This is a genomic window from Lysobacter sp. CC-YZS074 (assembly GCF_056739745.1).
In genome coordinates, this window is sequence record NZ_CP200301.1 from 725,939 (window position 1) to 751,543 (window position 25,605).

Below are 25,605 nucleotides of genomic sequence, written 5' to 3' on the forward strand. Positions count from 1 at the left end.
CCGCCGCATGCCCCTGGCCGAACTGCTGCCCGACGTCGCCGGCATTGCCAGCGAGCGGGTGATCACCGGTCTGGTGCAGGACAGCCGGGCGATCAAGCCCGGAGACGCCTTCGTCGCGATCGGCGGCTTCGGCACGCATGGCCTGAAATTCGTCGAACAGGCGCGTGCCGCCGGTGCGGTCGCGATCCTGTTCGAACCGCCCGACAGTGCCGGGATCCCCGCGCCCGCGGACGCGATCGCCGTACCGAACCTGCGCGCGCGCATGGGCGAGCTGGCCGACCGGTTCCATGGCCGGGTCAGCGCGCAGCTGCCGGTGGTTGGCGTGACCGGCACCAACGGCAAGACGTCCACCGTGCAGTTGCTCGGCCAGGCCTGGCAGCTGCAGGGCACCATCGGCGCGACCATCGGCACCCTCGGCGCCGGGCTCGCGGGACGGGTGGTGCCGACCGGGTTCACCACCCCGCTGGTGCTGCAGTTGCACGACCTCATCGACGACCTGCACGCCGCCGGTGCGCAGGCGCTGGCGATGGAGGTCAGCTCGCACGCGCTCGACCAGGGCCGGGTCGACGGCGTCCATTTCGACGTCGCGGTGTTCACCAACCTCACCCGCGACCACCTCGACTACCACGGCGACATGGAAGGCTACGGCGCGGCCAAGGCGCGGCTGTTCGCGTGGCCCGGCCTGCAGGCGGCGGTGATCAACCTCGACGACGCCCACGGCCGCGCGATGCACGACGCCCTGCCGGCGGACGTCCGCGCGGTCGGCGTCAGCTCCCGCGGGGTGGAAGGCGCGGTCATGCGCGCGAACGCATTGCGGTTCGACAACAGCGGCGTGGAGTTCGAGCTGGTGGCGGGCGACGCGCGCCATCCGGTGCGCTCGCCGTTGCTGGGACGGTTCAACGTGGACAACCTGCTCGCCGTCGGCGGTGCGCTGTTCGCCCTGGGCACGCCGGCGGCGGAAGTGGCGAAGCTGCTGTCGCGCCTGCAGCCGGTCCACGGCCGGATGAATCGCCTGGGCGGCGACGGCGTCCAGCCACTGGTGGTGATCGACTACGCCCATACGCCCGACGCACTCGAACAGGCGCTGGTGTCGCTGCGCGCCCATGCCGCCGCGCGACTGGTGTGCGTGTTCGGCTGCGGTGGCGAGCGCGACCGCGGCAAGCGGCCGCAGATGGCGGCGATCGCCCAGACCCACGCGGACGTGGTGATCGTCACCGACGACAACCCGCGCGGCGAAGACGGCGACAGCATCGTGGCCGAGATCGTCGCCGGCTTCCGCGGCGACGGTGCCGCCACCATCGAGCGCGACCGCGGCGCCGCGATCCGGCGGGCGGTCGCCATGGCCGGCGCGGACGACATCGTGCTGGTGGCCGGCAAGGGCCACGAACCGTACCAGGAGATCGATGGCGTGCGTCACCCGTTCGACGACACCGGCGTGGCCCATTCGGCGCTGGAGGCGCGGGTGCGCGGCGCGGGTGCGCACGGCGCGCGAGCGCAGGAGGCGCAGGAGCGACCATGAAGACGTTGAGGCTTTCCGATATCGCCCGCATGACCGGCGGCCGCCTCGAGGGCGGGGATGCCAGCATCGACGCGCTGGTCACCGACACCCGGACCCTGGCCGACGGCGGCAATGCCGGCCGGCTGTTCGTCGCGCTGAAGGGCGAGAACTTCGACGGCCACGACCACGTCGCGGCCGCGGCCGAGCGGGGCGTTGGCGCCGCGCTGGTGTCGCGACCGCTCGATATCCCGCTACCGCAGGTGGTCGTCGCCGACACCGAGCGCGCACTGGCCAACCTGGCCGCATCGGTGCAACGCGGTCGCGCGGCGAAGGTGGCCGCGATCACCGGCAGCAACGGCAAGACCAGCGTCAAGACCCTGCTGCTGTCGATCCTGCAGGCGGCCGACACCGACGTGTACGCCAATCCCGGCAACCGCAACAACGAGATCGGCCTGCCGCTGGCGGTGCTCGACGCACCCGAGCAGGCGCGTTTCGCCGTGTACGAAATGGGTGCCGGCAAGCCGGGTGACATCGCCTACCTGACCGCGGTCGTGCGGCCCGACGTCGCGCTGGTCAACAACGTCGCGCCGGCGCATCTGGAACGCATGGGCAGCCTGCTGGCCATCGCCGACACCAAGGCCGCGATCTATGACGCGCTGCCGCCGCAGGGCGTGGCGGTGATCAACGCCGACGACGCGTTCGCGCCGTACTTCGCCGAACGCGCGCACGGTCGGCGGCTGCTGCGCTTCGCGCTGGATGCCAGCGCCGACGTGACCGCGCGCGAGCTGGCCGTCGTCGCCGAAGGCATGCGCTTCACCCTGGTCACTCCGGACGGCGAGGTCGCGATCACGCTGTCGATGCCGGGCCGCCACAACGTGCGCAACGCGTTGGCCGCGGCGTCGCTGGCGCTCGGGCTGGGGATTCCGCTGGCGGCGATCGCGCGCGGGCTCGACGCTGCGCGGCCGGTCGCCGGCCGGCTGGTTCCGCACACCCTGGCCGGCGGCGCGGTGCTGATCGACGACAGCTACAACGCCAACCCCGGTTCGCTGGCCGCCGCCATCGACACCCTCGCCGCCGGACCGGGCGAAGGCTGGCTGGTACTCGGCGACATGCGCGAGCTGGGTGCCGATGCCGAGGCGATGCACGCCGAGGCCGGGCGGCGGGCGAAGGCGGCCGGCATCCGGCGGCTGTTCGCGCTGGGCGGCCTGAGCGCTGCCGCGGCAAAGGCGTTCGGCGAAGGCGGCCACGAGTACGGAAGCCACGCCGAGCTGGCCGACGCGCTGCGTGCCGGGTTGGCACGGGAGGACGGCGGCGCCGGCATCAGGATCCTGGTGAAGGGCTCGCGCGGCAGCGCGATGGACAAGATCGTGACGGCGCTGCTGTCGGAACAGGGCCCACATGGGCAAGGGGGCTCCACCGATGCTGCTTGAACTCGCGCGCTGGCTCGAACAACTGCAGAGCAGCTTCGCGCTGTTCGGCTACCTCACCTTCCGCGGCATCCTCAGCGCGTTGACCGCGCTGGCGCTGTCGCTGTGGTGGGGGCCGGCGGTGATCCGCAAGCTCGCCCAGTACAAGGGCGGCCAGCCGATCCGCCAGGACGGTCCGCAGACCCACTTCTCCAAAGCCGGCACGCCGACCATGGGCGGCGCGCTGATCCTGTTCACCGTGCTCGCTTCGGTGCTGCTGTGGGGCGACCTGCGCAACAAGTACGTCTGGCTGGTGCTGGCGGTGATGGTCGCGTTCGGGGCGATCGGCTGGTGGGACGACTGGATCAAGATCGTCCGCCGCGATCCGAACGGCATGAAGTCGCGCACCAAGTACGCGCTGCAGTCGCTGTTCGGCCTCGCCGCCGGCGTGTTCCTGTACATGACCGCCGAGGTGCCGGCCGAGACCACGTTCTACATCCCGTTCTTCAAGGCGGTGGCGCTGCCGCTGGTGGCCTTCAGCTTCGTCGCGATCGCCTATTTCTGGATAGTCGGCTTCTCCAACGCGGTCAACCTCACCGACGGCCTCGATGGGCTGGCGATCATGCCGACGGTGCTGGTGGCCTGCGCGCTGGGCGTGTTCGCCTACGCCTCGGGCAACGCGGTGTTCTCCGAGTACCTGCAGATCCCGCAGGTGCCGGGCGCGGGCGAGCTGGTGATCATCTGCGCGGCCATTGCCGGCGCCGGGCTCGGCTTCCTGTGGTTCAACACCTACCCGGCGATGGTGTTCATGGGCGACATCGGCGCGCTCGCGCTGGGCGCGGTGCTCGGCACGATGGCGGTGATCGTCCGCCAGGAGCTGGTGCTGGTGATCATGGGCGGCGTGTTCGTGATCGAGACGCTGTCGGTGATGATCCAGGTGGCGTCGTTCAAGCTCACCGGCAAGCGCGTGTTCCGGATGGCGCCGATCCACCACCACTTCGAGCTCAAGGGCTGGCCCGAGCCGCGCGTGATCGTGCGCTTCTGGATCATCTCGGTGGTGCTGGTGCTGGTCGGCCTGGCGACGTTGAAGGTGCGCTGATGACGGACACCGCGCGCCAGGCTGCACGACAGGCCACCCGGCTCGACGCGATCAGCGGTCACTACGACCGCTGGCTGCTCGGCGTCGCGTGCGCGCTGGCGTGCCTGGGCGTGGTGATGGTCGGCTCCAGCTCGATCTCGATCGCGCTCGACTACGGCGTCGGGCCGTTCCACTACCTGGTCCGGCACGTGGCCTTCCTCGCGGTCGGCGTGGGGCTGGCCGCGTGGATGATGCGGACCGAGCTGAAGACGGTCGAGCATTACAACCACTGGCTGCTGCTGGCGTGCGTCGGCCTGTTGCTGGCGGTGTTCATCCCGGGGCTGGGCAACGAGGTCAACGGTGCGCGGCGCTGGATCAACCTCGGGGTGTCGAGCTTCCAGGCGGTGGAGGCGGTCAAGCTGCTCTACATCATCTGGCTGGCCAGCTACCTCAAGCGCTACAGCGACGAGGTCACCGCGACCTGGTCGGCCATGCTCAAGCCGCTCGGCGTGGCGATGCTGCTGGTGGTGCTGCTGGTGCTGCAGCCGGACTTCGGCTCGCTCTCGCTGATCCTGGCGATCACCGGCGGCATGCTGGTGCTGGGCGGGGTCAACATGCCGCGGATGTTCGGGCCGGTGCTGGTCGGGCTGCCGCTGCTGGCGGTGGTGGCTATCGCCGAACCCTATCGCGTGCGCCGCCTGACCTCGTTCCTGGATCCCTGGGCCGACCCGTTCAACTCCGGCTACCAGCTGACCAACGCGCTGATGGCGGTCGGCCGCGGCGAGTGGTTCGGCGTCGGCCTCGGCGGTTCGGTGCAGAAGCTGTCGTACCTGCCGGAGGCGCATACCGACTTCATCCTCGCGGTCATCGCCGAGGAGCTGGGCTTCGTCGGTGTCTGCACCGTGATCGGGCTGTACGCGGTGCTGGTCGGGCGCGCGTTGTGGGTCGGCTTGAAGTGCGTAGAGATGCGACGCTACTTCGCCGGCTACTGCGCGTTCGGCATCGCGTTGTGGATCGGCCTGCAGAGCTTCGTCTCGATCGGCGTCAACCTCGGCCTGCTGCCGACCAAGGGGCTGACCCTGCCGTTGATCTCCTCGGGCGGTTCCAGCGTGCTGATGACCTGCGCCGCGGTCGGCCTGCTGCTGCGGGTGTCCTACGAACTCGACCGCGCCCGGCGCCAGGTCGCCCGCCTGCGCGGCGAAGCGGTACAGGCGTCCACCGGCGTGCCGGCGACCGCGCAGCCGCTGCCGGCATCGGTCGCCAGCCCCGCCACGGTGGCGTTGGTGACCGCGGCGCGCGGCACCAGCCGCCTGCGCCAGCGGATCGAGCCGGTACTCGGGAGGACGGGCGCATGAGCCGGCCGGTGATGATCCTCGCCGGCGGGACGGGCGGCCACATCTTCCCGGGCCTGGCGGTCGCGCGCGAGCTGCTCGAGCGTGGGGTTCCGGTGAGCTGGCTCGGCGCCGACGGCGCGATGGAAACCCGGCTGGTGCCGCAGCACGGCATCGCGATCGACACCATTCCCGTACGCGGCCTGCGCGGCAAGGGCGTGGCGACCCTGCTGGGCGCGCCGTTCAAGGTCGCCGGTGCGGTGCGTGCCGCCGTCCGGCTGCTGCGCCAGCGCAACCCGCGTGCGGTGATCAGTTTCGGCGGATACGCCGCCGGGCCGGGCGGGCTGGCCGCACGGATGGCCGGCATCCCGCTGGTGGTGCACGAACAGAACCGCGCCGCCGGCCTGACCAATCGCGTGCTCGCACGCCTGTCCGACGCGGTGCTGACCGGCTTCCCCGACACGTTCGACGACGAGCAGACCGTCGGCAACCCGGTGCGGGCGGAGATTGCCGCGTTGCCGGTGCCGGAACGCCGTTTCGCGGGTCGCGAGGGGCCGCTGCGCATCCTCGTGCTGGGTGGCAGCCAGGGCGCGCGTGCGCTCAACAGCGCGGTGCCGCTGGCGCTGGCCGGTCTGCGCGGGCGGGTCGACGGCTGCGAGGTGCGCCACCAGTGCGGCGAGCGCCAGCTCGAAGACGCGCGCGATGCGTACGAGCGGGCGGGAATCGAGGCCACGGTCGAGCCGTTCATCGCCGACATGGCGGCCGCCTATGACTGGGCCGACGTCGTGGTCTGCCGCGCCGGTGCGCTGACCCTCGCCGAGCTGTGCGCGGCCGGTGTCGGCAGCGTGCTGGTGCCGTTCCCGCAGGCGGTCGACGACCACCAGACCCGCAACGCCGAGTTCCTGGTCGACCGCGGCGCCGCGCACCTGCTGCCGCAGGGCACCGACGCCGCCGAGCTCGCCCAGCGCCTGTCGGCCACCCTCGAAATCCTGGCCGAGCGTGCCGACCTGCTGCGCCTCGCGCAGGCCGCCCGCGCGCTCGCCCGTCCCGATGCCGCCGCCCGCGTGGCCGACATCGTCCTTCAACACGCGTTCCCGGAGCAGGCTGCATGAGCAGTACCATCCGCCGCCGCCTGCAGCATGGTGGCGACCTCGCCAAGGCATTTCCGCGCGTGCACTTCATCGGTGTCGGCGGCACCGGCATGAGCGGCATCGCCGAGGTGATGGGCACGCTCGGCTACCAGGTGTCGGGTTCGGACAAGGCCGACAACGCGGTCACCCGCCGCCTGGCCCGACTCGGCATCACCGTGCATCGCGAGCACGCCGCGGCCAATGTGCTCGGCGCCGATTGCGTGGTCGTGTCCAGCGCGATCAGGCCCGACAATCCGGAACTGATGGAAGCGCGTGCGCAGCGCATCCCGGTGGTGCCGCGCGCGGAGATGCTCGCCGAGCTGATGCGCTTCAAGCGGGGCATCGCCGTCGCCGGCACCCACGGCAAGACCACCACCACCTCGCTGACCGCCAGCGTGCTGGCCGAGGGCGGAATCGACCCGACCTTCGTGATCGGCGGGCAGCTGCTCGCCGCCGGTGCCAATGCCCGCCTGGGCGGCGGCGACTGGCTGGTGGCCGAGGCCGATGAAAGCGACGGCAGCTTCCTGCGGCTCAATCCGCAGATAGCGATCGTCACCAATATCGATGCCGACCACCTGGAGAACTACGGCGGCGACTTCGCCAAGGTCCAGGCGGCATTCGACGAGTTCATGCACCGGCTGCCGTTCTACGGTCTGGCGGTGCTGTGCATCGACGACCCCGAGGTCGCCGCGCTGGCGGCGCGTACACCGCGCCACGTGATGACCTACGGGTTCTCCGAGGCGGCCGACGTGCGGGCCGAGGACGTGGCCCAGCAGGGCGCGCGGATGCGCTTCGTACTGTGCCTGCCCGACGGCGGGCGCTGCCCGGTGACGCTGGCGATGCCGGGGCGGCATAACGTGCAGAACGCGCTGGCGGCCGCATCGGTGGCGTGGCAGCTCGGCGTCGATGCGGCGTCGATCGCGCGCGCGCTGGAGGGCTTCGCCGGCGTCGGCCGCCGCTTCAACCTGCTGTCGCAGACGCCGTTGACGAAGGGTGGGCTGGTCACCGTGGTCGACGACTACGGCCACCACCCGAAGGAGCTCGAGGCCGTGTTTGCCGCGGCGCGCGGCGGCTGGCCGGACAAACGCCTGGTCGTGGCTTTCCAGCCGCACCGCTACAGCCGCACGCGCGACCTGTTCGACGACTTCGCCGCGGTGCTCTCGACCGCCGATGCGCTGGTGCTCACCGAGGTCTACGCCGCCGGTGAAAGCCCGATCACCGGCGCCGACGCGCGCGCGCTGGCACGCGCCATCCGTACCCGCGGCCGGGTGGATCCGATCGTGGTCGGCGCCGCCAGCGAGCTGCCCGGCGTGCTTGGCGACGTGCTCGAGAACGGCGACCTGCTGCTGATGATGGGCGCCGGCGACATCGGCCAGGCGGCCCAGCATGTCGCCACCCACGGATTCGTCGACGGGGGTGCCGCATGAGCGCGCCGTTCGCCTCGTCGCTGGTCGCCGACCCCGTGGCATTCGGCCGGGTCGCCGTGCTGATGGGCGGCACGAGCTCGGAACGCGAGGTGTCGCTCGACTCCGGCCGCAACGTGCTCGAGGCACTGCAGGCGCGCGGGGTCGACGCGTTTGCCGTCGACGGCATCCCGGCACTGGTCGACGCGATCCGCGCCGGCAGGGTCGACCGGGTATTCAACATCCTCCACGGCAACAAGGGCGGTGGCGAGGACGGCGTGCTGCAGGGCCTGTGCGAGGCACTGGGCGTGCCGGTCACCGGCTCCGGCGTGCTCGGCTCGTCGCTGAGCATGGACAAGATCCGCACCAAACAGGTGTGGCTGTCGGTCGGCCTGCCCACGCCCCGCTATGTGCGCCTGCCCAAGGGTGCGGACGTGCATGACGCGGCCAGGGAGATCGGCTTGCCGCTGATCATCAAGCCGTCCTGCGAAGGTTCCAGCGTCGGCGTCTCGCGCGTGCTGGACGAGGGCGGGCTGGACGAGGCGGTCGCGCTGGCCGCGCGTTACCCGGGCGAGCTGTTGATGGAGCAGCTGGTGGTCGGGGATGAACTGACGGTCGCCGTCCTCGCCGACGGGACCGGTCACCGCGCGCTGCCCTCGATCCGGATCGTGCCGAAGGGCGAGTGGTACGACTACAACGCCAAGTACGTCGCCGAGGACACCCAGTACCTGTGCCCCGGTCTCGACGGGGAGGCCGAGGACGAGATCCGCCGCATCGCGCTGCTCGCCTTCGAAGCGGCCGGCTGCAGCGGCTGGGGCCGGGTCGACGTGATGCGCGACCGCGCCACCGGCGAGTTCTTCCTGCTCGAAGTCAACACCGCACCCGGCATGACCAGCCACTCGCTGGTGCCCAAGGCGGCGCGCCAGGTCGGCATCGACTTCGAAGCGCTGTGCTGGCGCGTGCTCGAGTCCAGCCTGCGGGACGGGGAGGGCGCATCGGCGTGAACGCAATGCTGCGCCTGCTGGCCTGGTTGCTCGCCGTCGCGCTGGTGGCGCTGCCGGTGGTGGCCGTGCTGAACGGCTGGGTCGGCCACGAACGCTGGCCGCTGACCACGTTGCGCGCGACCGGGTCGTTCGACCGGGTCGACGAAGCCGCGCTGCGCAGCGCGTTGTTGCCGTACGCCCGCCAGGGCTTCTTCGCCGTCGACCTGGAGGGCGCCCGCGCCGCTGTCTCACGCCTGCCGTGGGTCGAGCACGCCGAGGTGCGCAAGCGCTGGCCCGACGTGCTGGAGGTGCAGGTGGTCGAGCACGTGCCGTTCGCGCGCTGGGGCGAGGACCGGCTGCTGTCCGAGCACGGCCGGCTGTTCCCGGCCGAGGGCATCGAGGTGCCCGCCGGCCTGCCGCGACTCGCCGGCCCGGATGGGCGGGTCGAGGATGTGGTCGAGGTCTACAACGAGTCGCGGGGGCAGTTCGCTCCCCTCGGCATCGAAATACACGCGGTGCGGCTGGATCCGCGTGGCAGCTGGAGCCTGGCGCTCGACAGCGGGGCCGAGGTCGTGGTCGGCCGCAACGAGGCGCGTGCGCGCATCGCCCGGTTCGTGCGGCTGCTGCCGCAACTGCTCAACCAGGACACGCAACGGCTGCAACGCGCCGATCTTCGTTACACCAACGGTTTCGCCTTGAGCTGGGCCCCGGCCCCGAAGGCGGATGCAGGTACGCAGGGAAATACATGAATCGCAAGGGCGACAAATCGCTGATCGTGGGCCTCGACATCGGCACCTCCAAGGTGGTGGCGCTGGTCGGCGAATTCACGCCGTCCAACGGCGGGCCAGCCAACCCGATCGAGGTCATCGGCATCGGCAGCCACGAGTCGCGCGGCCTGCGCCGCGGCGTGGTGGTGGACATCGAGTCGACCGTGCAGTCGATCCAGCGCGCGATCGAAGAGGCCGAGCTGATGGCCGGCTGCGAGATCCGCTCGGTGTATGCGTCGATTTCCGGCAGCCACATCCAGTGCCGCAACTCGCAGGGCATCGCCCCGATCCGCGATGGCGAGGTCAGCTTTGCCGACCTGGACCGCGTGCTCGAGGCGGCCAAGGCCGTGGCGATTCCGGCCGACCAGAAGATCCTGCACGCGATCCCGCGCGACTACGTGCTCGACGACTCGCAGGAGGGCATCCGCAACCCGGTCGGCATGACCGGCGTACGGCTGGAGGTGCATGCGCACCTGGTGGTGTGCGCGCAGTCGGCCGCGGCCAACGTGAGCAAGTGCGTGCAGCGCTGCGGGTTGCAGGTCGATGACCTGATCCTCGGCGTGCTGGCCTCGGCCAACGCGGTGCTGACCAGCGACGAGCGCGAGCTCGGCGTGGTGCTGGTCGACATCGGCGCGGGCACCACCGACATCGCCGTGTTCGTCGGCGGCGCGATCGCGCATTCGGCCAGCCTCGGCATCGCCGGCGACAAGGTCACCGAGGACATCGCCCACATGCTGCGCACGCCGACCCCGGAGGCCGAGCAGATCAAGGTCCGCTACGCCTGCGCGCTGGCGCAGATGGCGACGGCCGAGGAGTCGATCCAGGTGCCCTCGGTCGGCGACCGCCCGCCGCGGCGGATGCCGCGCCACTCGCTGGCGCAGGCGGTGCAGGCGCGCTACGAGGAAATCTTCGAAATGGTCCAGGCCGAGCTGCGCCGCAGCGGCTTCGAACAGCACGTCCGCGCCGGCATGGTCCTGACCGGCGGCGCGGCCAAGATGGAAGGCGTGGTCGAGCTGGCCGAGGAGATGCTGCAGATGCCGGTGCGCGTGGGCATCCCGCAGCACGTGACCGGCCTGGGCGAAGTGGTCGGCAACCCGGTCCACGCCACCGGCGTCGGCCTGCTGCTGATGGGCAGCCAGATCGAGAACCCGCGCCGACCGGTGATCAGCGCCGGCCGCGCCGGCAACTTCCTCAACAAGCTCAAGACCTGGTTCCGGGGGGAATTCTGATGGCCCCGGCAGGACAGGTACACCGATCGATTTACCGGACAAAGCCGAGGCGACGACGCCCCGGCCAGGCACAGGGGTGGCAACGGCAGTACGCAACAAGCGGCGACACAGGCAGCAACACATAACTAGACATACGAGGACACGGACATGGCGCACTTTGAACTGGTAGAGAACATGGCCCCGAACGCGACCATCAAGGTGGTCGGCGTCGGTGGCGGCGGCGGCAACGCGGTCGCCCACATGGTCAGCAACAACGTCGACGGGGTGGAGTTCATCACCGCCAACACCGACTCGCAGGCGATCAAGAACTGCGGCGCCAAGCTGCAGCTGCAGCTCGGCAGCAACGTCACCAAGGGCCTGGGCGCCGGCGCCAACCCCGAGGTCGGCCGCCAGGCCGCGCTGGAGGACCGCGAACGCCTGATGGACGCGATGCAGGGCGCCGACATGGTGTTCATCACCGCCGGCATGGGCGGCGGCACCGGCACCGGTGCGGCGCCGGTGGTGGCGCAGCTGGCCAAGGAGATGGGCATCCTGACCGTTGCGGTGGTCACAAAACCCTTTCCGTTCGAGGGCCGCCGCCGCATGCAGGTCGCGCTGAAGGGCATCGAAGAGCTGAGCCACCACTGCGACTCGCTGATCACGATCCCCAACGAGAAGCTGATCACCGTCCTCGGCCGCAACGCGACGATGATCCAGGCGTTCCGCGCCGCCAACGACGTGCTGCTCGGCGCCGTGCAGGGCATCGCCGACCTGATCGTCCGCCCGGGCCTGATCAACGTCGACTTCGCCGACGTGCGCACGGTCATGTCCGAGATGGGCCTGGCGATGATGGGCAGCGGTTCGGCCCGCGGCGACGACCGTGCCCAGGCCGCGGCCGAGGCGGCGGTGCAGAATCCGCTGCTGGACGACATCAACCTGTCCGGTGCCAACGGCATCCTGGTCAACATCACCGCCGGCCCGGACTTCACCATGGCCGAGTTCGACGAGGTCGGCCGCACCATCGAGGCGTTCGCCTCCGAGGACGCGACCGTGGTGCTGGGCACCGTGCTCGACCCGGACATGCAGGACGAGGTCAAGGTCACCGTGGTGGCCACCGGCCTGAATCGCGCCGTCGCCCGCCAGGGCCGGCCGAACGAGAACCGCGCGCCGATCCAGCTGGTCCGCGACGGCACCACCGGCCAGCCGATGTTCCCGGTCGAGGACGCGGTGGCACCGGCGGCGCCGAGCTTCACCAGCAGCCTGCGCAGCAGCGGACGACAGGAAGCCGCGCCGGCACCGGCCGCCGCCGACTTCGGCAACGACAGCTACCTGGACATTCCGGCGTTCCTGCGCCGCCAGGCGGACTGATACCGCCAGTCCGACGCCCTGTCTGTTTGGCCCCGGACCTCGCGTCCGGGGCATTTGGGCCGGTCGCCCGCCTTCGCGGGCAGGCGACCGGTCGTTTCCGATGTGACGGTCATTGCAGGTGGAACCCGGATTTTCCGTTCAGGTTCAGCTGCTTGCATGTTAATCTTGCGCGCTTTTCCGGATTGGTAATATCCGGGTCATCACCGCCCGGTCGTCGCGGCCCGCGGCGTGTCGTTCCAAGAGTCCACAGGAAGTCCGCTCCGACCATGCTGCGCCAGCGCACCCTCAAGAACGTGATCCGCGCCACCGGCGTGGGTCTGCATAGCGGCGAGAAGGTCTTCCTTACCCTGCGTCCGGCGCCGGTCGACGCCGGTATCGTGTTCCGCCGCGTCGATCTCGACCCGGTGCTGGAGCTCCCCGCGCGTGCCGACCTGGTGACCGAGACCGTGCTGTGCACCGGCCTGAGCCAGGGACCCGACAAGGTCATGACGGTCGAACACCTGTTGTCGGCGCTCGCCGGTCTGGGGATCGACAACTGCTATATCGATCTGTCGGCGCCGGAAGTGCCGATCATGGACGGCTCCGCCGGACCGTTCGTGTTCCTGCTGCAGTCGGCCGGCGTGGCCGAGCAGGAAGCGCCGAAGAAGTTCATCCGCATCGTCCACCCGGTCGAGGTGCGCGACGGCGACAAGCTCGCCCGGTTCGAGCCCTATGACGGTTTCCGGCTCGGGTTCACGGTGGTGTTCGACCATCCGGCGATCCCCGAGGCGCAGTCGCGTGCGGAGGTGGAGTTCTCCACCGCCAACTACATCCGCGAAGTCAGTCGCGCCCGCACGTTCGGGTTCATGCGTGATCTGGAATACATGCGCGAGCGCAATCTCGGCCTCGGCGGCTCGATGGACAACGCAATCGTGCTCGACGAGTTCCGGGTGCTGAACGAGGACGGCCTGCGGTACGCCGACGAGTTCGTGCGCCACAAGATCCTCGATGCCGTCGGCGACCTCTACCTGGCCGGCCACGCCATCCTCGGCGCGTACGAGGGCTACAAGTCGGGCCACGCCCTCAACAACAAGCTGGTGCGGGCGCTGCTGGCCGAACAGTCCGCCTGGGACATCGTCACCTTCCCCGGCGCGCACGATCCCGTGCCCCTTTCCTACCGGCCCGCCGCCGCGTTCTGATCCCGGCGGGTCGCCGGCGGCAAATTGCCGACTTCGACCCGTTCCACGGTGCCCCCCGTCACGGATGTGAATACCCCGTGACACCGTAACGATCCCTTTACGAAATACTTCCGACTCCTTAACAAAACGAGGGGTTTGGCGCCTTAGCATGCCCCGTCGGTGATCACTTGGTCTTCACGGCGGCTGCCGCCACCGGGGGCGAACAGGCGATCAGCGGGTGTCCTCCGGATCCGTTCTGTCGGGCCTGAGGGACGCCAGTGCGGCCTGCAGGGCTTCTTTTGCGGCCGGCGACATGGTCACGGTGTTCCGCGGTGCCGCAGGGGGCGGTGTCGCGGGAGCAAGGCTCGTCTTGACGACGAACTCCGCCGCGGCCAACCCGATGGATCGGGCGGCATCGAGCAGTTCCGGGGCAAGCAGGCGCAGCTTCGCGCGCCAGACCGGGGCATCGACCACAAACACGAGCCTGCCGCGCTCGTAATTCGCCAGCCGCGCGTGCGCGGCCAGCGGGGACGGCAGGAGGGGGCGTAACCGACGGTCCAGCTCGTCGAGCCACATGGCACGACGGATCGGGTCGCCAGCGGGCTCCGCCAGCAGCGCATCGAGCGCGGCGACGGGGGCCGAGGGACGGCGCGGGGGGCGGGGCTTGGAATCAGACATCGGACATATGACCTATAACGACATCGTAAACAAATCGCGCGACCTGCTGGCCTCATGCGGCCAGCGTGTCGCCCGCTTCGGCGCACGGCGCCCGGGTGCGGCCGCGGCGCTGCTGCTGGGTACCGGCCTGGCGATCGGCGCGGGCGGCGGCATTGCCGGCAACCTCGCCCTGCGAGCGCAGGTCGAACAGCAGCAGGTCCGCATCGAGTCCATCCAGGACGATGCCCAGCGCGAGGTCAATGCGCTCGCGGCACGGCTCGGTGAACTGCAGGCCGAAGCCAACCGGCTCAACGCCCTCGGTGAGCGCCTGACCCGCATCGGCCAGCTGGAGGACGGCGAGTTCGACTTCAACAAGCCGGTCGCGATCGGCGGTGGCGGAGTCGTCGAGGACATGCCGAAGGCCGAGCTCGACAGCGGCATGGCGATGCTGGACACGCAGTTCAAGGCATCGGGCGAGCAGCTTTCGGTACTGGAGTCGCTGCTGTTCAACCGCCAGCTGGACATGAACTCGGTGCCCTCGCGCGAGCCGATCAACAGCTACATCACCTCCAACTTCGGCCGCCGTGCCGACCCGATCCGCGGCGGCGGCCAGTTCCACAAGGGCATCGACTTCGAGGCCGACGTTGGTGACCCGGTGAAGGCGGTGGCGGACGGCGTGGTCAGCTTCGCCGGCGTGCGTTCCGGTTACGGCAACACGGTCGAGATCGACCACGGCAACGGCTACGTGACGCGGTACGCCCACAATTCGCGTCTGACCCAGAAGGTCGGCTCGCTGGTCCGGGCGGGCCAGGAAATCGCCAAGGCCGGTTCGACCGGTCGCTCGACCGGTGCCCACGTGCACTTCGAGGTCTGGCAGGACGGCCGCGTGGTCAACCCGCGCCAGTTCCTCGACCAGCGCTCACCGCTGCGCGGTTGAGGCAGCAGAACGAAGGCCCGCCGAAACGCGGGCCTTCTTCGTTTCAGGCGCCGGGCTGCAGAGGCGCGCATTGGACGCCGCCCCCTTGATAGGCGCCCCGAGCCCCCCCACGCTAGAATGAACGTTTCGCCACGACGGGGCGCATCGCGCCCCGTTTTCGTTGGCGATGATTTCGGAACCTTCGGACCGCCCATGCTCAACAACCTGCTCACCCGCGTCTTTGGCAGCCGCAACGAACGCCTGCTGCGCCAACTGCAACGCTCCGTCACCAAGATCAATGCGCTTGAGCCGGAGATGGAGAAGCTCAGCGACGCCGAGTTGCAGGCCAAGACCCCGGAGTTCCAGCAACGCCTCAGGGACGGCGCCTCCCTCGACCAACTGTTGCCGGAGGCCTTCGCGGTCTGCCGCGAAGCCAGCCGCCGCGTACTGGGCATGCGCCACTACGATGTCCAGCTGATCGGCGGCATGGTGCTGCACCTGGGCAAGATCGCCGAGATGCGCACCGGCGAGGGCAAGACCCTGGTCGGCACCTTGCCGGTCTACCTCAATGCGCTCACCGGCGACGGCGTCCACGTGGTCACCGTCAACGATTACCTGGCCCGGCGCGACTCGGCCTGGATGGGCCGGCTGTACAACTGGCTCGGCCTGTCGGTCGGGGTGGTCTACCCGGGCATGCCGCACGGCGACAAGGGCGCGGCCTACAACGCCGACATCACCTACGGCACCAACAACGAGTTCGGTTTCGACTACCTGCGCGACAACATGGCGCTGTCGAAGGGCGACCGTTTCCAGCGCGGCCTCAATTACGCGATCGTCGACGAGGTCGACTCGATCCTGATCGACGAGGCCCGCACGCCGCTGATCATCTCCGGCCCGGCCGACGAGTCCCCCGAGCTGTACATCAAGGTCAACCGGATCGTGCCGAAGCTGACCCGGCAGGAGGTCGAGGACGGCATCGGTGACTACTGGGTCGACGAAAAGGGCAAGCAGGTCCACCTGTCCGAGGGCGGGCAGGAGCACGCCGAGCAGCTGCTGCGCGAGGCCGGCATCCTCAATGCCGACGACGAGGAGGACGGCCTCTACAGCCCGCAGAACCTCAGCGTCGTGCACCACCTCAACGCCGCCATGCGCGCGCATGCGATCTACCAGCGCGACGTCGACTACATCGTCCGCGATGGCGAGGTGGTGATCGTCGACGAGTTCACCGGCCGCACCCTGGCCGGGCGCCGCTGGTCCGACGGCCTGCACCAGGCGGTCGAGGCGAAGGAAGGCGTGCCGGTCCAGCGCGAGAACCAGACGCTGGCGAGCATCACCTTCCAGAACCTGTTCCGCATGTACAACAAGCTGGCCGGCATGACCGGCACGGCGGACACCGAGGCCTACGAGTTCCAGAGCATCTACGGCCTGGAAGTCATCGTCATCCCGACCAACAAGCCGGTGCAGCGCAAGGACCACCCCGACGCGGTGTTCCTCAACCGCGCCGGCAAGTACCGCGCGGTGCTGGCCGAGATCAAGGAGGCCAACGCCAAGGGCCAGCCGGTGCTGGTCGGCACCACCTCGATCGAGGTGTCGGAGATGCTCAGCAACCAGCTGCGCGAAGCCGGCATCCACCACGAGGTGCTCAACGCCAAGCAGCACGAGCGCGAGGCGGTCATCGTCGCCCAGGCCGGTCGCCCGGGGGCCATCACCATCGCCACCAACATGGCCGGCCGCGGCACCGACATCGTGCTGGGCGGCTCGTGGGAGAACGAGGTCGAGCAGCTGGAGGCTTCCACCGGCGCGCCGGTCGACGACGCCACCCGCGAGCGCCTGAAGGCGGAGTGGCGCGAGCGCCACGAGGCGGTCAAGGCCGCCGGCGGCCTGCACATCGTCGGCACCGAGCGCCACGAGAGCCGTCGCATCGACAACCAGCTGCGTGGCCGCGCCGGTCGCCAGGGTGACCCGGGCTCATCACGGTTCTACCTGTCGCTGGAAGACAACCTGATGCGCATCTTCGCCGCCGACTGGGTGCAGAAGGTGATGGCGCGGATGGGCCTGAAGGAAGACGACATCATCGAGAGCCCTCTGGTCTCCAAGCAGATCGCCAACGCACAGCGCAAGGTCGAGGCGCACAACTTCGACATCCGCAAGAACCTGCTCGAGTTCGACGACGTCAACAACGACCAGCGCAAGGTCATCTACAGCCAGCGCGACGAGCTGCTGGAGGCCGAGAACGTCAAGGACAACATCGACGGCATCCGCGAGGACGTGGTCGCCGAGACCGTCGCCCGGTTCGTGCCGGCCGGCTCGATCGACGAGCAGTGGGACCTGCCGGGGCTGGAGGCCGCGTTGGTGGAGGAGTTCAACCTGCGGGTCGACCTGCAGGGGCTGGTCGCCGGCCGCAGGGAGATCGACGACGAGGGCATCGCCGAGCATGTCGAGGCCGAGGTCGCGCGTCACGTCGAGGCCCGCGAGCAGCAGCTCGGGCCCGAGACCATGCGGATGCTCGAGAAGCACATCATGCTCAACGTCCTCGACCAGAACTGGAAGGAGCACCTGGCGCGGATGGACTACCTGCGGCAGGGCATCCACCTGCGTGGCTACGCGCAGAAGCAGCCCAAACAGGAGTACAAGAAGGAAGCTTTCGAGCTGTTCAGCGACATGCTCGACAAGGTCAAGCGCGAGGTCGTGACCCTGCTGGCACGGGTGCGGATCCGCTCCGAAGAGGAGATCGCCGCGCTGGAGGCGCAGGAGCGCGCGCAGGCCGAGGCGCGTGCACGCCAGATGCAGTTCCAGCACGCCGACGCCGGCGGCCTGGGTGCTGACGAGGAGGCCCGCCAAGCGCAGGCGGCCGCGCAGACGGCGGGCCAGGCAAACCAGGCCTTCGCCAACGTCGGTCGCAACGATCCGTGCCCGTGCGGCAGTGGCAAGAAGTACAAGCACTGCCATGGACAGTTGGCCTGACCGAGGTCATCGCCACCGTTCCATGCAACCTCTCCCGACGCCGGGAGAGGGCGCGGCCCGGCCTGTGCTGATTGCACTGCTGTTTCGGGTGGATTCCCGTCCGCCGGTCGTGGCGCGATATCCGCTCGTCACACCCGCCATCTGATGAGTTCCGACGACACCGCGTCACCGGTGGTGGAGGTCGTCGCTGGCGTCATCCAGGATGCCCGCGGCCGGATCCTGCTGGCCCGACGTACCGCGGGGCGCGATCTCGCGGGCCTGTGGGAATTCCCCGGCGGCAAGCGCGAGCCGGGCGAGTCGGCCGAAGCGGCGCTCGTGCGGGAACTGCGCGAAGAGCTCGGAATCGACGTCGAAGTCGGGCCCGTGGTCATCACCGTGCCGCAGGTCTATCCACACAAACGGCTACGCCTGGACGTGCGCCGGGTGCGCGACTGGCGCGGCGCCGCGCGCGGCCGGGAAGGCCAGGCGCTGGCCTGGGTGCCGCCGCACAAGCTGGCCAGCTATGCGATGCCACCGGCCGACCGGCCGGTCGTGGCGGCGATGCGGCAGCCGGCGGAATATCTGGTGACCCCGGCGCCCGGAGCTGACGACGAGCGTTGGCTGCGGTCGCTGCAGGAGGCCTTGGCAGGCGGCGTCAGGCGCGTGCAGTTGCGCGGCGGCATCGGGGAAAGGAAACGGTGGCTCGCACTGGTCGAACGTGCCGTGCAGCTCTGCCGCAGGGCCGGCGCCCAGGTCCTTGTGAATGATGATGTGGAGTTGGCTGCCCTGCACGGGATTGGCCTGCACCTGCCAGCCGCCCGGCTGATGGCGACTCCGGTTCGACCCGTGGCCGCGGAGGTCCCGCTGGCGGCGTCCTGCCACAACCTCGAAGAGGTTCGCGCGGCCGAAGCGCTGGGGTGTGACTTCGCTGTCGTCGGCCACATCCGTCCTACTCCCAGTCATCCAGACCGGCCGGAGATCGGCTGGGCCGGTTTCGCACGCCTGCGCGAGCATGTTTCGCTGCCGGTCTATGCCATCGGCGGGCTTGGAGTGGGTGACATCGCCGAGGCGCGGCAGCACGGCGCGCAGGGCATCGCCGCCATTCGTGGACTGTGGCCAGGGTAGCGCTCTCCCGGGCGGGTCTAGGGCCCGTTTCGGGGTGCGGGGCCACTTCCCGGGCACGATCCTGGAAGGAGCGTGGCATTCAGCCCGCTCGGGCCAATGCCCTATACAGCCGATCCAACGCTTCTACGTGGCTCTCAAGTCCTGACAGCGGACCGTCATTGATGACGATATCGTCAGCGATGGCCAATCGCTGCTCGCGGCTCGCCTGCACCGCGATCATCGAGTCGGCCAGCGTCGCCGCCACTTGGTCGCGCTCCATCAACCGCGCGCGCTGCACCTCAACCGGCACATCCACCACCAGAATCCGGTCGAGCCAGGGATAGGCGGCGCGGCCGCCACCCTCGGCGAGCAGCGGGATCGCCGCCATCGCGTAGGCCCCTCGCGCTGCCTCGCATTGCGTCCGCATCGCCTGCCGCACCCGGGGATGGATGATCGCCTCAAGTTGCAGCCGGGCTGCGTGGTCGGCGAACACGCGCTTGCGCATGGCGCCGCGGTCGAGCGCGCCGTCAGCGCCAAGCACGCCATCTCCGAACGCCGCCACGACTTCCGCCAGCCCCGCCGACCCGGGTGCCACCGCCTCGCGCGCCGCGGCATCGGCATCGACAACGACGACACCCAGCTCCTCGAACCGTCGGCCGACTTCACTCTTGCCCGACGCCACGCCGCCGGTGATCCCGATGATGTAATCGCTCATGCGGCGCAGGATGCCATGCAGCGGCTCGCAGGGGCCCACCCGCCTTCTGTAGGAGCGACGTAAGTCGCGACCCACTGACAATCGGGTCGCGGGCATCGTTACCGCGTCGGCGCGGTCATGCGACCGTCAGTTCGCGTTGAACGAAGACGCTTTTGGGGTCGGTGGGTCGCGACTCACGTCGCTCCTACAGAAGCCCGTTGCTTACGTGGGAGCTAACCCAATCCGGCGTAACGCATATAGCCGTCCACCAGCGCATCGCCCCAGAAGAAGGCGACCCAGCCGGCAACCGCCAGGTACGGCCCGAACGGAATCGGCGTCGCCCGGTCGCGGCCCTTCGCCGCCAACCAGATCGAGCCGATGATCGCGCCCACCAGCGACGACAGCAGGATGGTCGGCAACACGCCGTTGAGCCCGGTCCACGCACCGATCGCGGCGAGCAGCTTGAAGTCGCCGTGCCCCATGCCTTCCTTGCCGGTGAGCTGCTTGAACACCCACCAGACGATCCACAGGCTGAGGTACCCCGCCACCGCGCCGAGCAGTGCCGGCTTGGTCGGCATGTAAAGGTTGTCGGCGGCCGCGATCAGGCCCAGCCACATCAATGGAAGGGTCAGCTGGTCAGGCAGCAACTGGGTCCGCAGGTCGATGCCCGACAGCGAAATCAGGAACCCGGTGAACACCATCGCCCCGAAGCCCTGCCAGCCGAAGCCGAAACGCCACACGCAGGCGACCATCAGCACCATCGTCAGCAGCTCGACCAGCGGGTACTGCGGCGAGATCGGCGCCTTGCAGTTGCGGCACTTGCCGCGCAGCGCCAGCCAGCTGAACACCGGGATGTTCTCGTACCACGACAGCTGGTGCTTGCAGTGCGGGCAGTGCGAGCGCTCCACCACGATGCCCGGTGGAGGCGGGTCGTAGGTGTCGGGCTCTTCCAGGATCTCGTGGGCGTCGCGCTTCCACTGCCACTCCAGCCGCTTGGGCAGGCGCAGGATCACCACATTGAGGAAGCTGCCCAGCAGCAGGCCGAAACCGGCGACCAGCGGGTAGCCGATTTCGGGGTTCTGATCGAGGAATGCCATCGGGCGAGCTTAGCCGACCACCGCACCAAGCTTGAAGATCGGCAGGTACATCGCGATCACCATGCCGCCGACGACCACACCGAGAAACACCATGATCAGCGGCTCCAGCAGACTGGAAAGGGCGTCCACCGCGTTGTTGACTTCCTGCTCATAAAACTCCGCGACCTTGAACAACATGGCGTCGAGCGCGCCGGCTTCTTCGCCGATTGCGGTCATCTGTATGACCATGTGCGGGAACATATTGGTTTGCTTCATCGCCATGTTGACCGGGTAACCCACCGCGACATCATCGCGGACCCGAAGGACGGCCTTCTCGTAAACCGTATTGCCGGTAGCGCCCGCGACTGTGTCCAGCGCCTCCACTAGAGGAACGCCGGCCTTGAATGTCACGGCTAGAGTGCGTGAGAAGCGCGCAATCGAGGAATTGTGCATGATCTGCCCGATTACCGGCAGCTTGAGAACCATGCGATCAACAAAATGTTGAAACGCCAAGGAGCGGCGAAACGCCATCATTGTGGCTATCCCAGCACCCACGATGGCAAGCAATATCAACCACCACCACGCGACCATGAAGTCGCTCATGTCGATTACAAGCTGGGTAAACGCCGGCAGATCCGCGCCAAAGCTGGAAAAGACATCCTCGAAGGTGGGAACGACGAAGATCAGCAGAATCGCACTAACAATAAATGCGACCGCCACCACCATGGCGGGATAAAACATCGCTTTCTTGATCTTGCCTTTGAGCGCCTCGAGGTTTTCCTTGTAGGTCGCAACGGTATCGAGCACTGTTTCAAGGACACCCGCCGATTCGCCAGCGCGGACGAGATTCCTATACAGTTCGTCGAACTGCACCGGATGTTTTCCGATCGCCTCGCTCAAGGAGGAGCCACTCTCCACGTCGGCGCGAATGGTGTTGACCATCTTTTGCATCCGTACGTTCTTGCTGCCGCTAGAGATGATCTCCAGCGCGCCGACGATCGGCACACCCGCTTTCATCATGGTGGCGATCTGGCGGCTGAAGATCGCGATGTCGAGCGGAGTTACCGGCTTGCCGGCGCTGCCGAATAGCGGTTTCGGCTTGGGCTTCACAACCTTCGGCGTGATGCCTTGGCGGCGCAGCTCGGCGCGCAGGAAGTTCGCGTTCTTGGCGGTCTGCTCGCCCTTCATCACCACACCGCGCTTGTCGGTGCCTTCCCAGACATACATGGTCAGGGCCTCGGTGCGACGCACCGGGGTATTGGGCTTCGCGGCAGATCGGCTTACGGACATGTGGCCCCCAGGAGCGCTCTTGGCAGTTGCGGCAACACGGCGCGCCGATGGCGGCGCACCTTCCCCAGTATGATGCCGCGGCTCCCCGCCGCGGGCACGTCCGACACCCCGCCAAGTGGGCCAGGCATGTCGTAGGCCAGCATATCCTGACCTTCCGCGTCGGGACAGCAACCGCGGTCACAAGTGGCGTCGGATCGACGGGGCAGCGGCGTCTGCAGGAGCGGCTTCAGCCGCGATCGTGGAATCGACGCGGCCGAACGGCTCACGATCACGGCTGAAGCCGCTCTTGCAATAAGCTGAGCAGAACGGCTCAGTCCTTCGTCACGCGGTTGATCTCGGCTAGGCTGGTCACCCCATTGCGCACCTTCAGCAGCGCCGACTGCCGCAGATCCCGGATCCCCGCCCGCTGCGCCGCCTCGGCAATCTGCATCGCATTGCCGCCGGCCAGCACGATCTCCTGGATCTCGTCGCTCATCGGCATGACCTGATAGATGCCGGTCCGGCCCTTGTAGCCTTCGGTACAGTCCGCGCAACCCACGGCCTCGTAGATGTGGAAGTCGGGGCTGGCAATCTCATCGGCGGTGAAGCCTTCCGCCAGCAAGGCGTGCTCGGGCAGATGGACCTCGCGTTTGCAGTCGTGCAGCCGGCGGGCCAGTCGTTGCGCCACCACCAGGGTAACCGACGAGGTGATGTTGAACGGCGCCACGCCCATGTTCATCAGGCGCGCGATGGTCTGGGGTGCGTCGTTGGTGTGCAGGGTCGACAACACCATGTGGCCAGTCTGGGCGGCCTTGATGCCGATCTCGGCCGTTTCCAGGTCGCGGATTTCGCCGACCATGATCACGTCTGGGTCCTGACGCAGGAAGCTGCGCAGGGCGGCGGCGAAGGTCATGCCGCGCTTGGTGTTCATCTGCACCTGGTTGATGCCGGGCACGCGGATTTCCACCGGGTCCTCGACCGTGGAGATGTTGCGGGTTTCGTCGTTGAGGATGTTAAGCGCGGTATACAGCGACACGGTCTTGCCCGAACCGGTCGGACCGGTGACGAGCACCATGCCGTAGGGTTTGGCGATGGCGGCCAGGTAGAGCGCCCGCTGGTCGTCCTCGTAACCGAGCTTTTCAATGCCGAGCTTGGCTGCGCTGGAGTCCAGGATACGCAGCACGATCTTCTCGCCGAACAGGGTCGGCAAGGTGCTCACGCGGAAGTCGATCTGTTTGGTCTTGCTCAGGTTGAGCTTGATGCGGCCGTCCTGCGGCACGCGCTTTTCGGCGATGTCGAGCTGCGCCATCACCTTCAGGCGTGCCGAGATGCGCTGCTGCAGTTTCACCGGCACCTTGGCCGCCTGCTTCAGCAGGCCGTCAATGCGCAGGCGGACGCGGTACTCGGTCTCGTAGGGCTCGAAGTGAATGTCGGAGGCGCCGCGCCGAATGGCGTCCACCAATACCTTGTTGATGAACTTGACGACCGGGGTGTCGTCAGTCTTGGCGTCGACGCCGGAATCACCGGAGACGTCATCATCGCCGCCCACTTCCAGATTCTCCAACCCCTCGTCGTCTCCTCCCATGGTGTCGCTGAGCGAATCAGCGGATTCCAGCCATCGGTCGATGTGGCGCCGGATGCTGTCCTCATCGACTAGGATCGCCTCCACCGTCAGGTTCGTCTGGAACTTGATCTCGTCGAGCGCCTGGGTGTTGGTGGGTTCGGAGATTCCAACGAACAACCGGTTGCCGCGCTTGAACAGCGGCAGCACGCAGTGCTTGCGAAGCAGTTCCTCCTTGACGAGCTTGACCGCAGCTTGCTCCGGGTCTACCGCTGAAGGGTCGATCAGCGGTACACCAAACTCAACGGAGTTGGCCGCCGCGAGTTGTAGCGGCGATACGACGCGCCCCTCCACCAAGTAGCTGGGCAACGATTTCTTCTCTGCAGTAGCTGCAGCCATGGCCTCACGGGCTTTGGTTTCGTCGAGGGCGCCGTCGAGGACCAGTCGACGAGCGATACCGGTGATGCCGACAAGATTTGGCGAAGCAGCAGCGTTCATAGGGAGGCCGTTTGTATCGGGTTCAGCAGAGACTTTACAGCGGTGAATCGCCGTCATGCAGAACAAAAAAAACCCGGCCGAAGCCGGGTTTTTTTGTCGGCGCAGCTTAGCGGCAGCTGGCCGGAGCGTGCTTGGTCTCGCCAGCGCTCAAGGTGCAGTCCCAAGTGATCGGGTCATCCAGGGTGGCCTGCGTCGGGGTCAGCACCAGGATCGGATCCACGTCGGCCCCGGTGTTCTGCGAGGTGCCGGTGACTACACCGGCATCGATCTCGACGCTGGCAACCAGATCGGTAGCCTGACCGCTATATCCAGCGGCAGCATTGTCGACCACGTCGGTTGCGAGAACGCCTTCGGACTGGGCGGTTTCCGCAACAGCCAGCTTGGCAGCAGACATGGCGACCATGGTCTCGCTGACCTTGGTGCGGATGGTGTAATCCTGATAGGCCGGCAGAGCAATGGCTGCCAGGATGGCGATGATCGCGATCACGATCATCAGTTCGATCAGGGTAAAGCCCTTCTGGTTCTTCATTGTGTATCCCCTAGGAGTGGTGGTAACTCACGTGCCGTCAGAGCCGGGCGTTCCGGTCCTCGGGCTGCCGTGCTTGTTGGCACGTGCCTGTAGATGTACGCACGTCCTGTGCCAACTCTCAGCCGGGGTGGCTTCCGGCGTGTAACTGGAATCGACCTCACGCAATAGATGCCAACGGTAAAGATCAATGTGACGTGGAGGGGCCTTATTCTTGCTGCGGGTGACGTAAAACGTCACTTCGGTCGGTCTCGTGGCGAGAAATGGAGTGTGCTGGGCTCCAGATGGGCGCGACATCCATCGGAGCGATCGGGTGATGTGTGGCCGGGTCGAGCACCATCACGATGTCGCGTTCCCGCAGCACCAGTGGAACGTAGCGGGCTTGGGCCATTTCAATGCCGTGTCGTTGTAGCCAACGTTCGACGGCCGCGCGGCTCTCCGGTTGAGCGTGCGCTAGCTCCCCAAGGGGTTGGCTGCGCGCATAGATGTCGGATGCGAAATCCCGGTAGGGTTGGTAGAACGCCGGGCGCAGCTCCACGTCCGCCAGGCCTGCCGTCAACTCTTCAAGCAGCCGTGACTTTGCTTTTGCCGACACAGGGGGCGCCGCCGTCACCAGCTGCGGCCCAAACCAAGGCAACTGACGGTACTTGGAGGGTGTGGAGGGGTCGATGAAGACTTCGTTGGCTGAGACGAGTTGGAACCTGTCGACGGCCCCGACCAGGTATACCGGCCGGCTTTCCACGACGACCGCCAAGCCATAAGCCAGCGCCAACGCTTGCACGAGCGCAATGATGGAAAGATCGAACTTTAGGCTCGGTTTGTCGACCCGGAACACCACTAGGGTTAGCAAGGGACCGAGGGCCAGGTCGACGCCCAAAATGACCAAAGTCAGATCTAGCGCGCCGGCGGCCGCGAAATATGGCGGTGGGTACCAGACAAGAAGCAGGACGGCAGCAATGCTGGCGCCCACGGCGGCACTGATGACCAGATGAATGAGTGCAGCTTGCCAACGGGTCATCTGCTACCGGCCAG

General features: G+C 68.0%; 21 protein-coding genes. 14 read left to right on the forward strand and 7 right to left on the reverse strand.

The features are described 5' to 3' along the window. The first annotated feature begins 7 nt into the window (after positions 1–7). From U8331_RS03130 to lpxC, 11 genes are all read left to right on the forward strand, one after another. Entirely contained in the window at positions 8–1,519 is a 1,512-nt protein-coding gene (locus tag U8331_RS03130; RefSeq protein WP_481132876.1) for a UDP-N-acetylmuramoyl-L-alanyl-D-glutamate--2,6-diaminopimelate ligase, read from the forward strand. Next, positions 1,516–2,928 (forward strand): UDP-N-acetylmuramoyl-tripeptide--D-alanyl-D-alanine ligase, encoded by a 1,413-nt coding sequence (locus U8331_RS03135; RefSeq protein WP_481132180.1) that lies wholly within the window; start codon positions 1,516–1,518, stop codon positions 2,926–2,928. The genes U8331_RS03130 and U8331_RS03135 overlap by 4 nt, the downstream gene beginning before the upstream one ends. After that, positions 2,918–4,003, forward strand: a complete 1,086-nt coding sequence (gene mraY / locus U8331_RS03140; RefSeq protein WP_481132181.1) for a phospho-N-acetylmuramoyl-pentapeptide-transferase — start codon at positions 2,918–2,920, stop codon at positions 4,001–4,003. Before U8331_RS03135 ends, mraY begins: the two co-directional genes overlap by 11 nt. Continuing rightward, positions 4,003–5,337 (forward strand): putative lipid II flippase FtsW, encoded by a 1,335-nt coding sequence (gene ftsW / locus U8331_RS03145; protein ID WP_481132182.1) that lies wholly within the window; start codon positions 4,003–4,005, stop codon positions 5,335–5,337. Before mraY ends, ftsW begins: the two co-directional genes overlap by 1 nt. Then, positions 5,334–6,425, forward strand: coding sequence for an undecaprenyldiphospho-muramoylpentapeptide beta-N-acetylglucosaminyltransferase (gene murG / locus U8331_RS03150; protein WP_481132183.1), 1,092 nt, complete (start codon positions 5,334–5,336; stop codon positions 6,423–6,425). Before ftsW ends, murG begins: the two co-directional genes overlap by 4 nt. An 8-nt stretch (positions 6,426–6,433) precedes the next feature. Next, on the forward strand, positions 6,434–7,870 hold the full coding sequence (gene murC, locus U8331_RS03155; RefSeq protein WP_481132877.1) for a UDP-N-acetylmuramate--L-alanine ligase: 1,437 nt from the start codon (positions 6,434–6,436) through the stop codon (positions 7,868–7,870). After that, the gene (locus U8331_RS03160) at positions 7,867–8,850 is read left to right on the forward strand and encodes a D-alanine--D-alanine ligase (protein ID WP_481132184.1); all 984 of its coding nucleotides are present in this window, start codon (positions 7,867–7,869) and stop codon (positions 8,848–8,850) included. Before murC ends, U8331_RS03160 begins: the two co-directional genes overlap by 4 nt. Continuing rightward, positions 8,847–9,578, forward strand: a complete 732-nt coding sequence (locus U8331_RS03165) for a cell division protein FtsQ/DivIB (protein ID WP_481132185.1) — start codon at positions 8,847–8,849, stop codon at positions 9,576–9,578. Before U8331_RS03160 ends, U8331_RS03165 begins: the two co-directional genes overlap by 4 nt. After that, positions 9,575–10,825 carry a cell division protein FtsA gene (gene ftsA / locus U8331_RS03170; RefSeq protein ID WP_481132186.1) on the forward strand — a complete coding sequence of 417 codons (1,251 nt, stop codon included), beginning with the start codon at positions 9,575–9,577 and terminating at the stop codon, positions 10,823–10,825. Before U8331_RS03165 ends, ftsA begins: the two co-directional genes overlap by 4 nt. A 147-nt stretch (positions 10,826–10,972) precedes the next feature. Further along, the gene (ftsZ, locus tag U8331_RS03175; protein ID WP_481132187.1) at positions 10,973–12,172 is read left to right on the forward strand and encodes a cell division protein FtsZ; all 1,200 of its coding nucleotides are present in this window, start codon (positions 10,973–10,975) and stop codon (positions 12,170–12,172) included. A gap of 266 nt (positions 12,173–12,438) precedes the next feature. Further along, positions 12,439–13,350 carry a UDP-3-O-acyl-N-acetylglucosamine deacetylase gene (gene lpxC / locus U8331_RS03180; RefSeq protein ID WP_481132188.1) on the forward strand — a complete coding sequence of 304 codons (912 nt, stop codon included), beginning with the start codon at positions 12,439–12,441 and terminating at the stop codon, positions 13,348–13,350. Positions 13,351–13,560: 210 nt separating this feature from the next. Here the strand turns inward: lpxC and U8331_RS03185 are convergent, their stop codons facing one another. Then, complete coding sequence (locus U8331_RS03185; protein ID WP_481132189.1) at positions 13,561–14,007, reverse strand: DciA family protein; 447 nt, start codon at positions 14,005–14,007, stop codon at positions 13,561–13,563. A 7-nt stretch (positions 14,008–14,014) separates the two neighbouring features. Here U8331_RS03185 and U8331_RS03190 point away from each other — a divergent pair, with 7 nt between their 5' ends. The 3 genes from U8331_RS03190 (at position 14,015) to U8331_RS03200 (ending at position 18,970) form a co-directional block, all read left to right on the forward strand. Next, on the forward strand, positions 14,015–14,923 hold the full coding sequence (locus U8331_RS03190; protein WP_481132190.1) for a M23 family metallopeptidase: 909 nt from the start codon (positions 14,015–14,017) through the stop codon (positions 14,921–14,923). A gap of 192 nt (positions 14,924–15,115) precedes the next feature. Next, a complete protein-coding gene (gene secA / locus U8331_RS03195) occupies positions 15,116–17,866 on the forward strand; it encodes a preprotein translocase subunit SecA (protein WP_481132191.1) in 2,751 nt (916 codons plus the stop codon). Positions 17,867–18,010: 144 nt separating this feature from the next. Next, complete coding sequence (locus tag U8331_RS03200; protein WP_481132192.1) at positions 18,011–18,970, forward strand: Nudix family hydrolase; 960 nt, start codon at positions 18,011–18,013, stop codon at positions 18,968–18,970. Between the two features lie 79 nt (positions 18,971–19,049). Here U8331_RS03200 and coaE read toward each other — a convergent pair whose 3' ends face one another. From coaE to tfpZ, 6 genes are all read right to left on the reverse strand, one after another. Then, positions 19,050–19,664: a dephospho-CoA kinase gene (gene coaE / locus U8331_RS03205; protein ID WP_481132193.1), complete on the reverse strand. Its 615-nt coding sequence runs from the start codon at positions 19,662–19,664 to the stop codon at positions 19,050–19,052. Positions 19,665–19,876: 212 nt separating this feature from the next. Continuing rightward, entirely contained in the window at positions 19,877–20,740 is an 864-nt protein-coding gene (locus U8331_RS03210; RefSeq protein WP_481132194.1) for a prepilin peptidase, read from the reverse strand. Positions 20,741–20,749: 9 nt separating this feature from the next. Continuing rightward, the gene (locus U8331_RS03215) at positions 20,750–22,009 is read right to left on the reverse strand and encodes a type II secretion system F family protein (protein ID WP_481132195.1); all 1,260 of its coding nucleotides are present in this window, start codon (positions 22,007–22,009) and stop codon (positions 20,750–20,752) included. 310 nt (positions 22,010–22,319) lie between these two features. Beyond that, a complete protein-coding gene (gene pilB, locus U8331_RS03220; RefSeq protein ID WP_481132196.1) occupies positions 22,320–24,047 on the reverse strand; it encodes a type IV-A pilus assembly ATPase PilB in 1,728 nt (575 codons plus the stop codon). A gap of 106 nt (positions 24,048–24,153) precedes the next feature. Continuing rightward, positions 24,154–24,576: a pilin gene (locus tag U8331_RS03225; RefSeq protein WP_481132197.1), complete on the reverse strand. Its 423-nt coding sequence runs from the start codon at positions 24,574–24,576 to the stop codon at positions 24,154–24,156. A 205-nt stretch (positions 24,577–24,781) separates the two neighbouring features. Continuing rightward, the gene (gene tfpZ / locus U8331_RS03230; protein ID WP_481132198.1) at positions 24,782–25,591 is read right to left on the reverse strand and encodes a TfpX/TfpZ family type IV pilin accessory protein; all 810 of its coding nucleotides are present in this window, start codon (positions 25,589–25,591) and stop codon (positions 24,782–24,784) included. Positions 25,592–25,605: the final 14 nt, after the last annotated feature.

What these genes read in the sequence shown, in the direction of transcription:
- U8331_RS03135 (WP_481132180.1), top strand. Translation starts at nt 1,516, where the DNA reads ATGAAGACGTTGAGGCTTTCCGATATCGCCCGCATGACCGGCGGCCGC.
- coaE (WP_481132193.1), bottom strand. Translation starts at nt 19,664, where the DNA reads ATGAGCGATTACATCATCGGGATCACCGGCGGCGTGGCGTCGGGCAAG.
- pilB (WP_481132196.1), bottom strand. Translation starts at nt 24,047, where the DNA reads ATGAACGCTGCTGCTTCGCCAAATCTTGTCGGCATCACCGGTATCGCT.
- U8331_RS03190 (WP_481132190.1), top strand. Translation starts at nt 14,015, where the DNA reads ATGACCTATAACGACATCGTAAACAAATCGCGCGACCTGCTGGCCTCA.
- U8331_RS03210 (WP_481132194.1), bottom strand. Translation starts at nt 20,740, where the DNA reads ATGGCATTCCTCGATCAGAACCCCGAAATCGGCTACCCGCTGGTCGCC.
- U8331_RS03215 (WP_481132195.1), bottom strand. Translation starts at nt 22,009, where the DNA reads ATGTCCGTAAGCCGATCTGCCGCGAAGCCCAATACCCCGGTGCGTCGC.
- ftsA (WP_481132186.1), top strand. Translation starts at nt 9,575, where the DNA reads ATGAATCGCAAGGGCGACAAATCGCTGATCGTGGGCCTCGACATCGGC.
- tfpZ (WP_481132198.1), bottom strand. Translation starts at nt 25,591, where the DNA reads ATGACCCGTTGGCAAGCTGCACTCATTCATCTGGTCATCAGTGCCGCC.
- ftsW (WP_481132182.1), top strand. Translation starts at nt 4,003, where the DNA reads ATGACGGACACCGCGCGCCAGGCTGCACGACAGGCCACCCGGCTCGAC.
- U8331_RS03225 (WP_481132197.1), bottom strand. Translation starts at nt 24,576, where the DNA reads ATGAAGAACCAGAAGGGCTTTACCCTGATCGAACTGATGATCGTGATC.
- mraY (WP_481132181.1), top strand. Translation starts at nt 2,918, where the DNA reads ATGCTGCTTGAACTCGCGCGCTGGCTCGAACAACTGCAGAGCAGCTTC.
- U8331_RS03160 (WP_481132184.1), top strand. Translation starts at nt 7,867, where the DNA reads ATGAGCGCGCCGTTCGCCTCGTCGCTGGTCGCCGACCCCGTGGCATTC.
- secA (WP_481132191.1), top strand. Translation starts at nt 15,116, where the DNA reads ATGCTCAACAACCTGCTCACCCGCGTCTTTGGCAGCCGCAACGAACGC.
- U8331_RS03200 (WP_481132192.1), top strand. Translation starts at nt 18,011, where the DNA reads ATGAGTTCCGACGACACCGCGTCACCGGTGGTGGAGGTCGTCGCTGGC.
- ftsZ (WP_481132187.1), top strand. Translation starts at nt 10,973, where the DNA reads ATGGCGCACTTTGAACTGGTAGAGAACATGGCCCCGAACGCGACCATC.
- U8331_RS03185 (WP_481132189.1), bottom strand. Translation starts at nt 14,007, where the DNA reads ATGTCTGATTCCAAGCCCCGCCCCCCGCGCCGTCCCTCGGCCCCCGTC.
- U8331_RS03130 (WP_481132876.1), top strand. Translation starts at nt 8, where the DNA reads ATGCCCCTGGCCGAACTGCTGCCCGACGTCGCCGGCATTGCCAGCGAG.
- lpxC (WP_481132188.1), top strand. Translation starts at nt 12,439, where the DNA reads ATGCTGCGCCAGCGCACCCTCAAGAACGTGATCCGCGCCACCGGCGTG.
- murG (WP_481132183.1), top strand. Translation starts at nt 5,334, where the DNA reads ATGAGCCGGCCGGTGATGATCCTCGCCGGCGGGACGGGCGGCCACATC.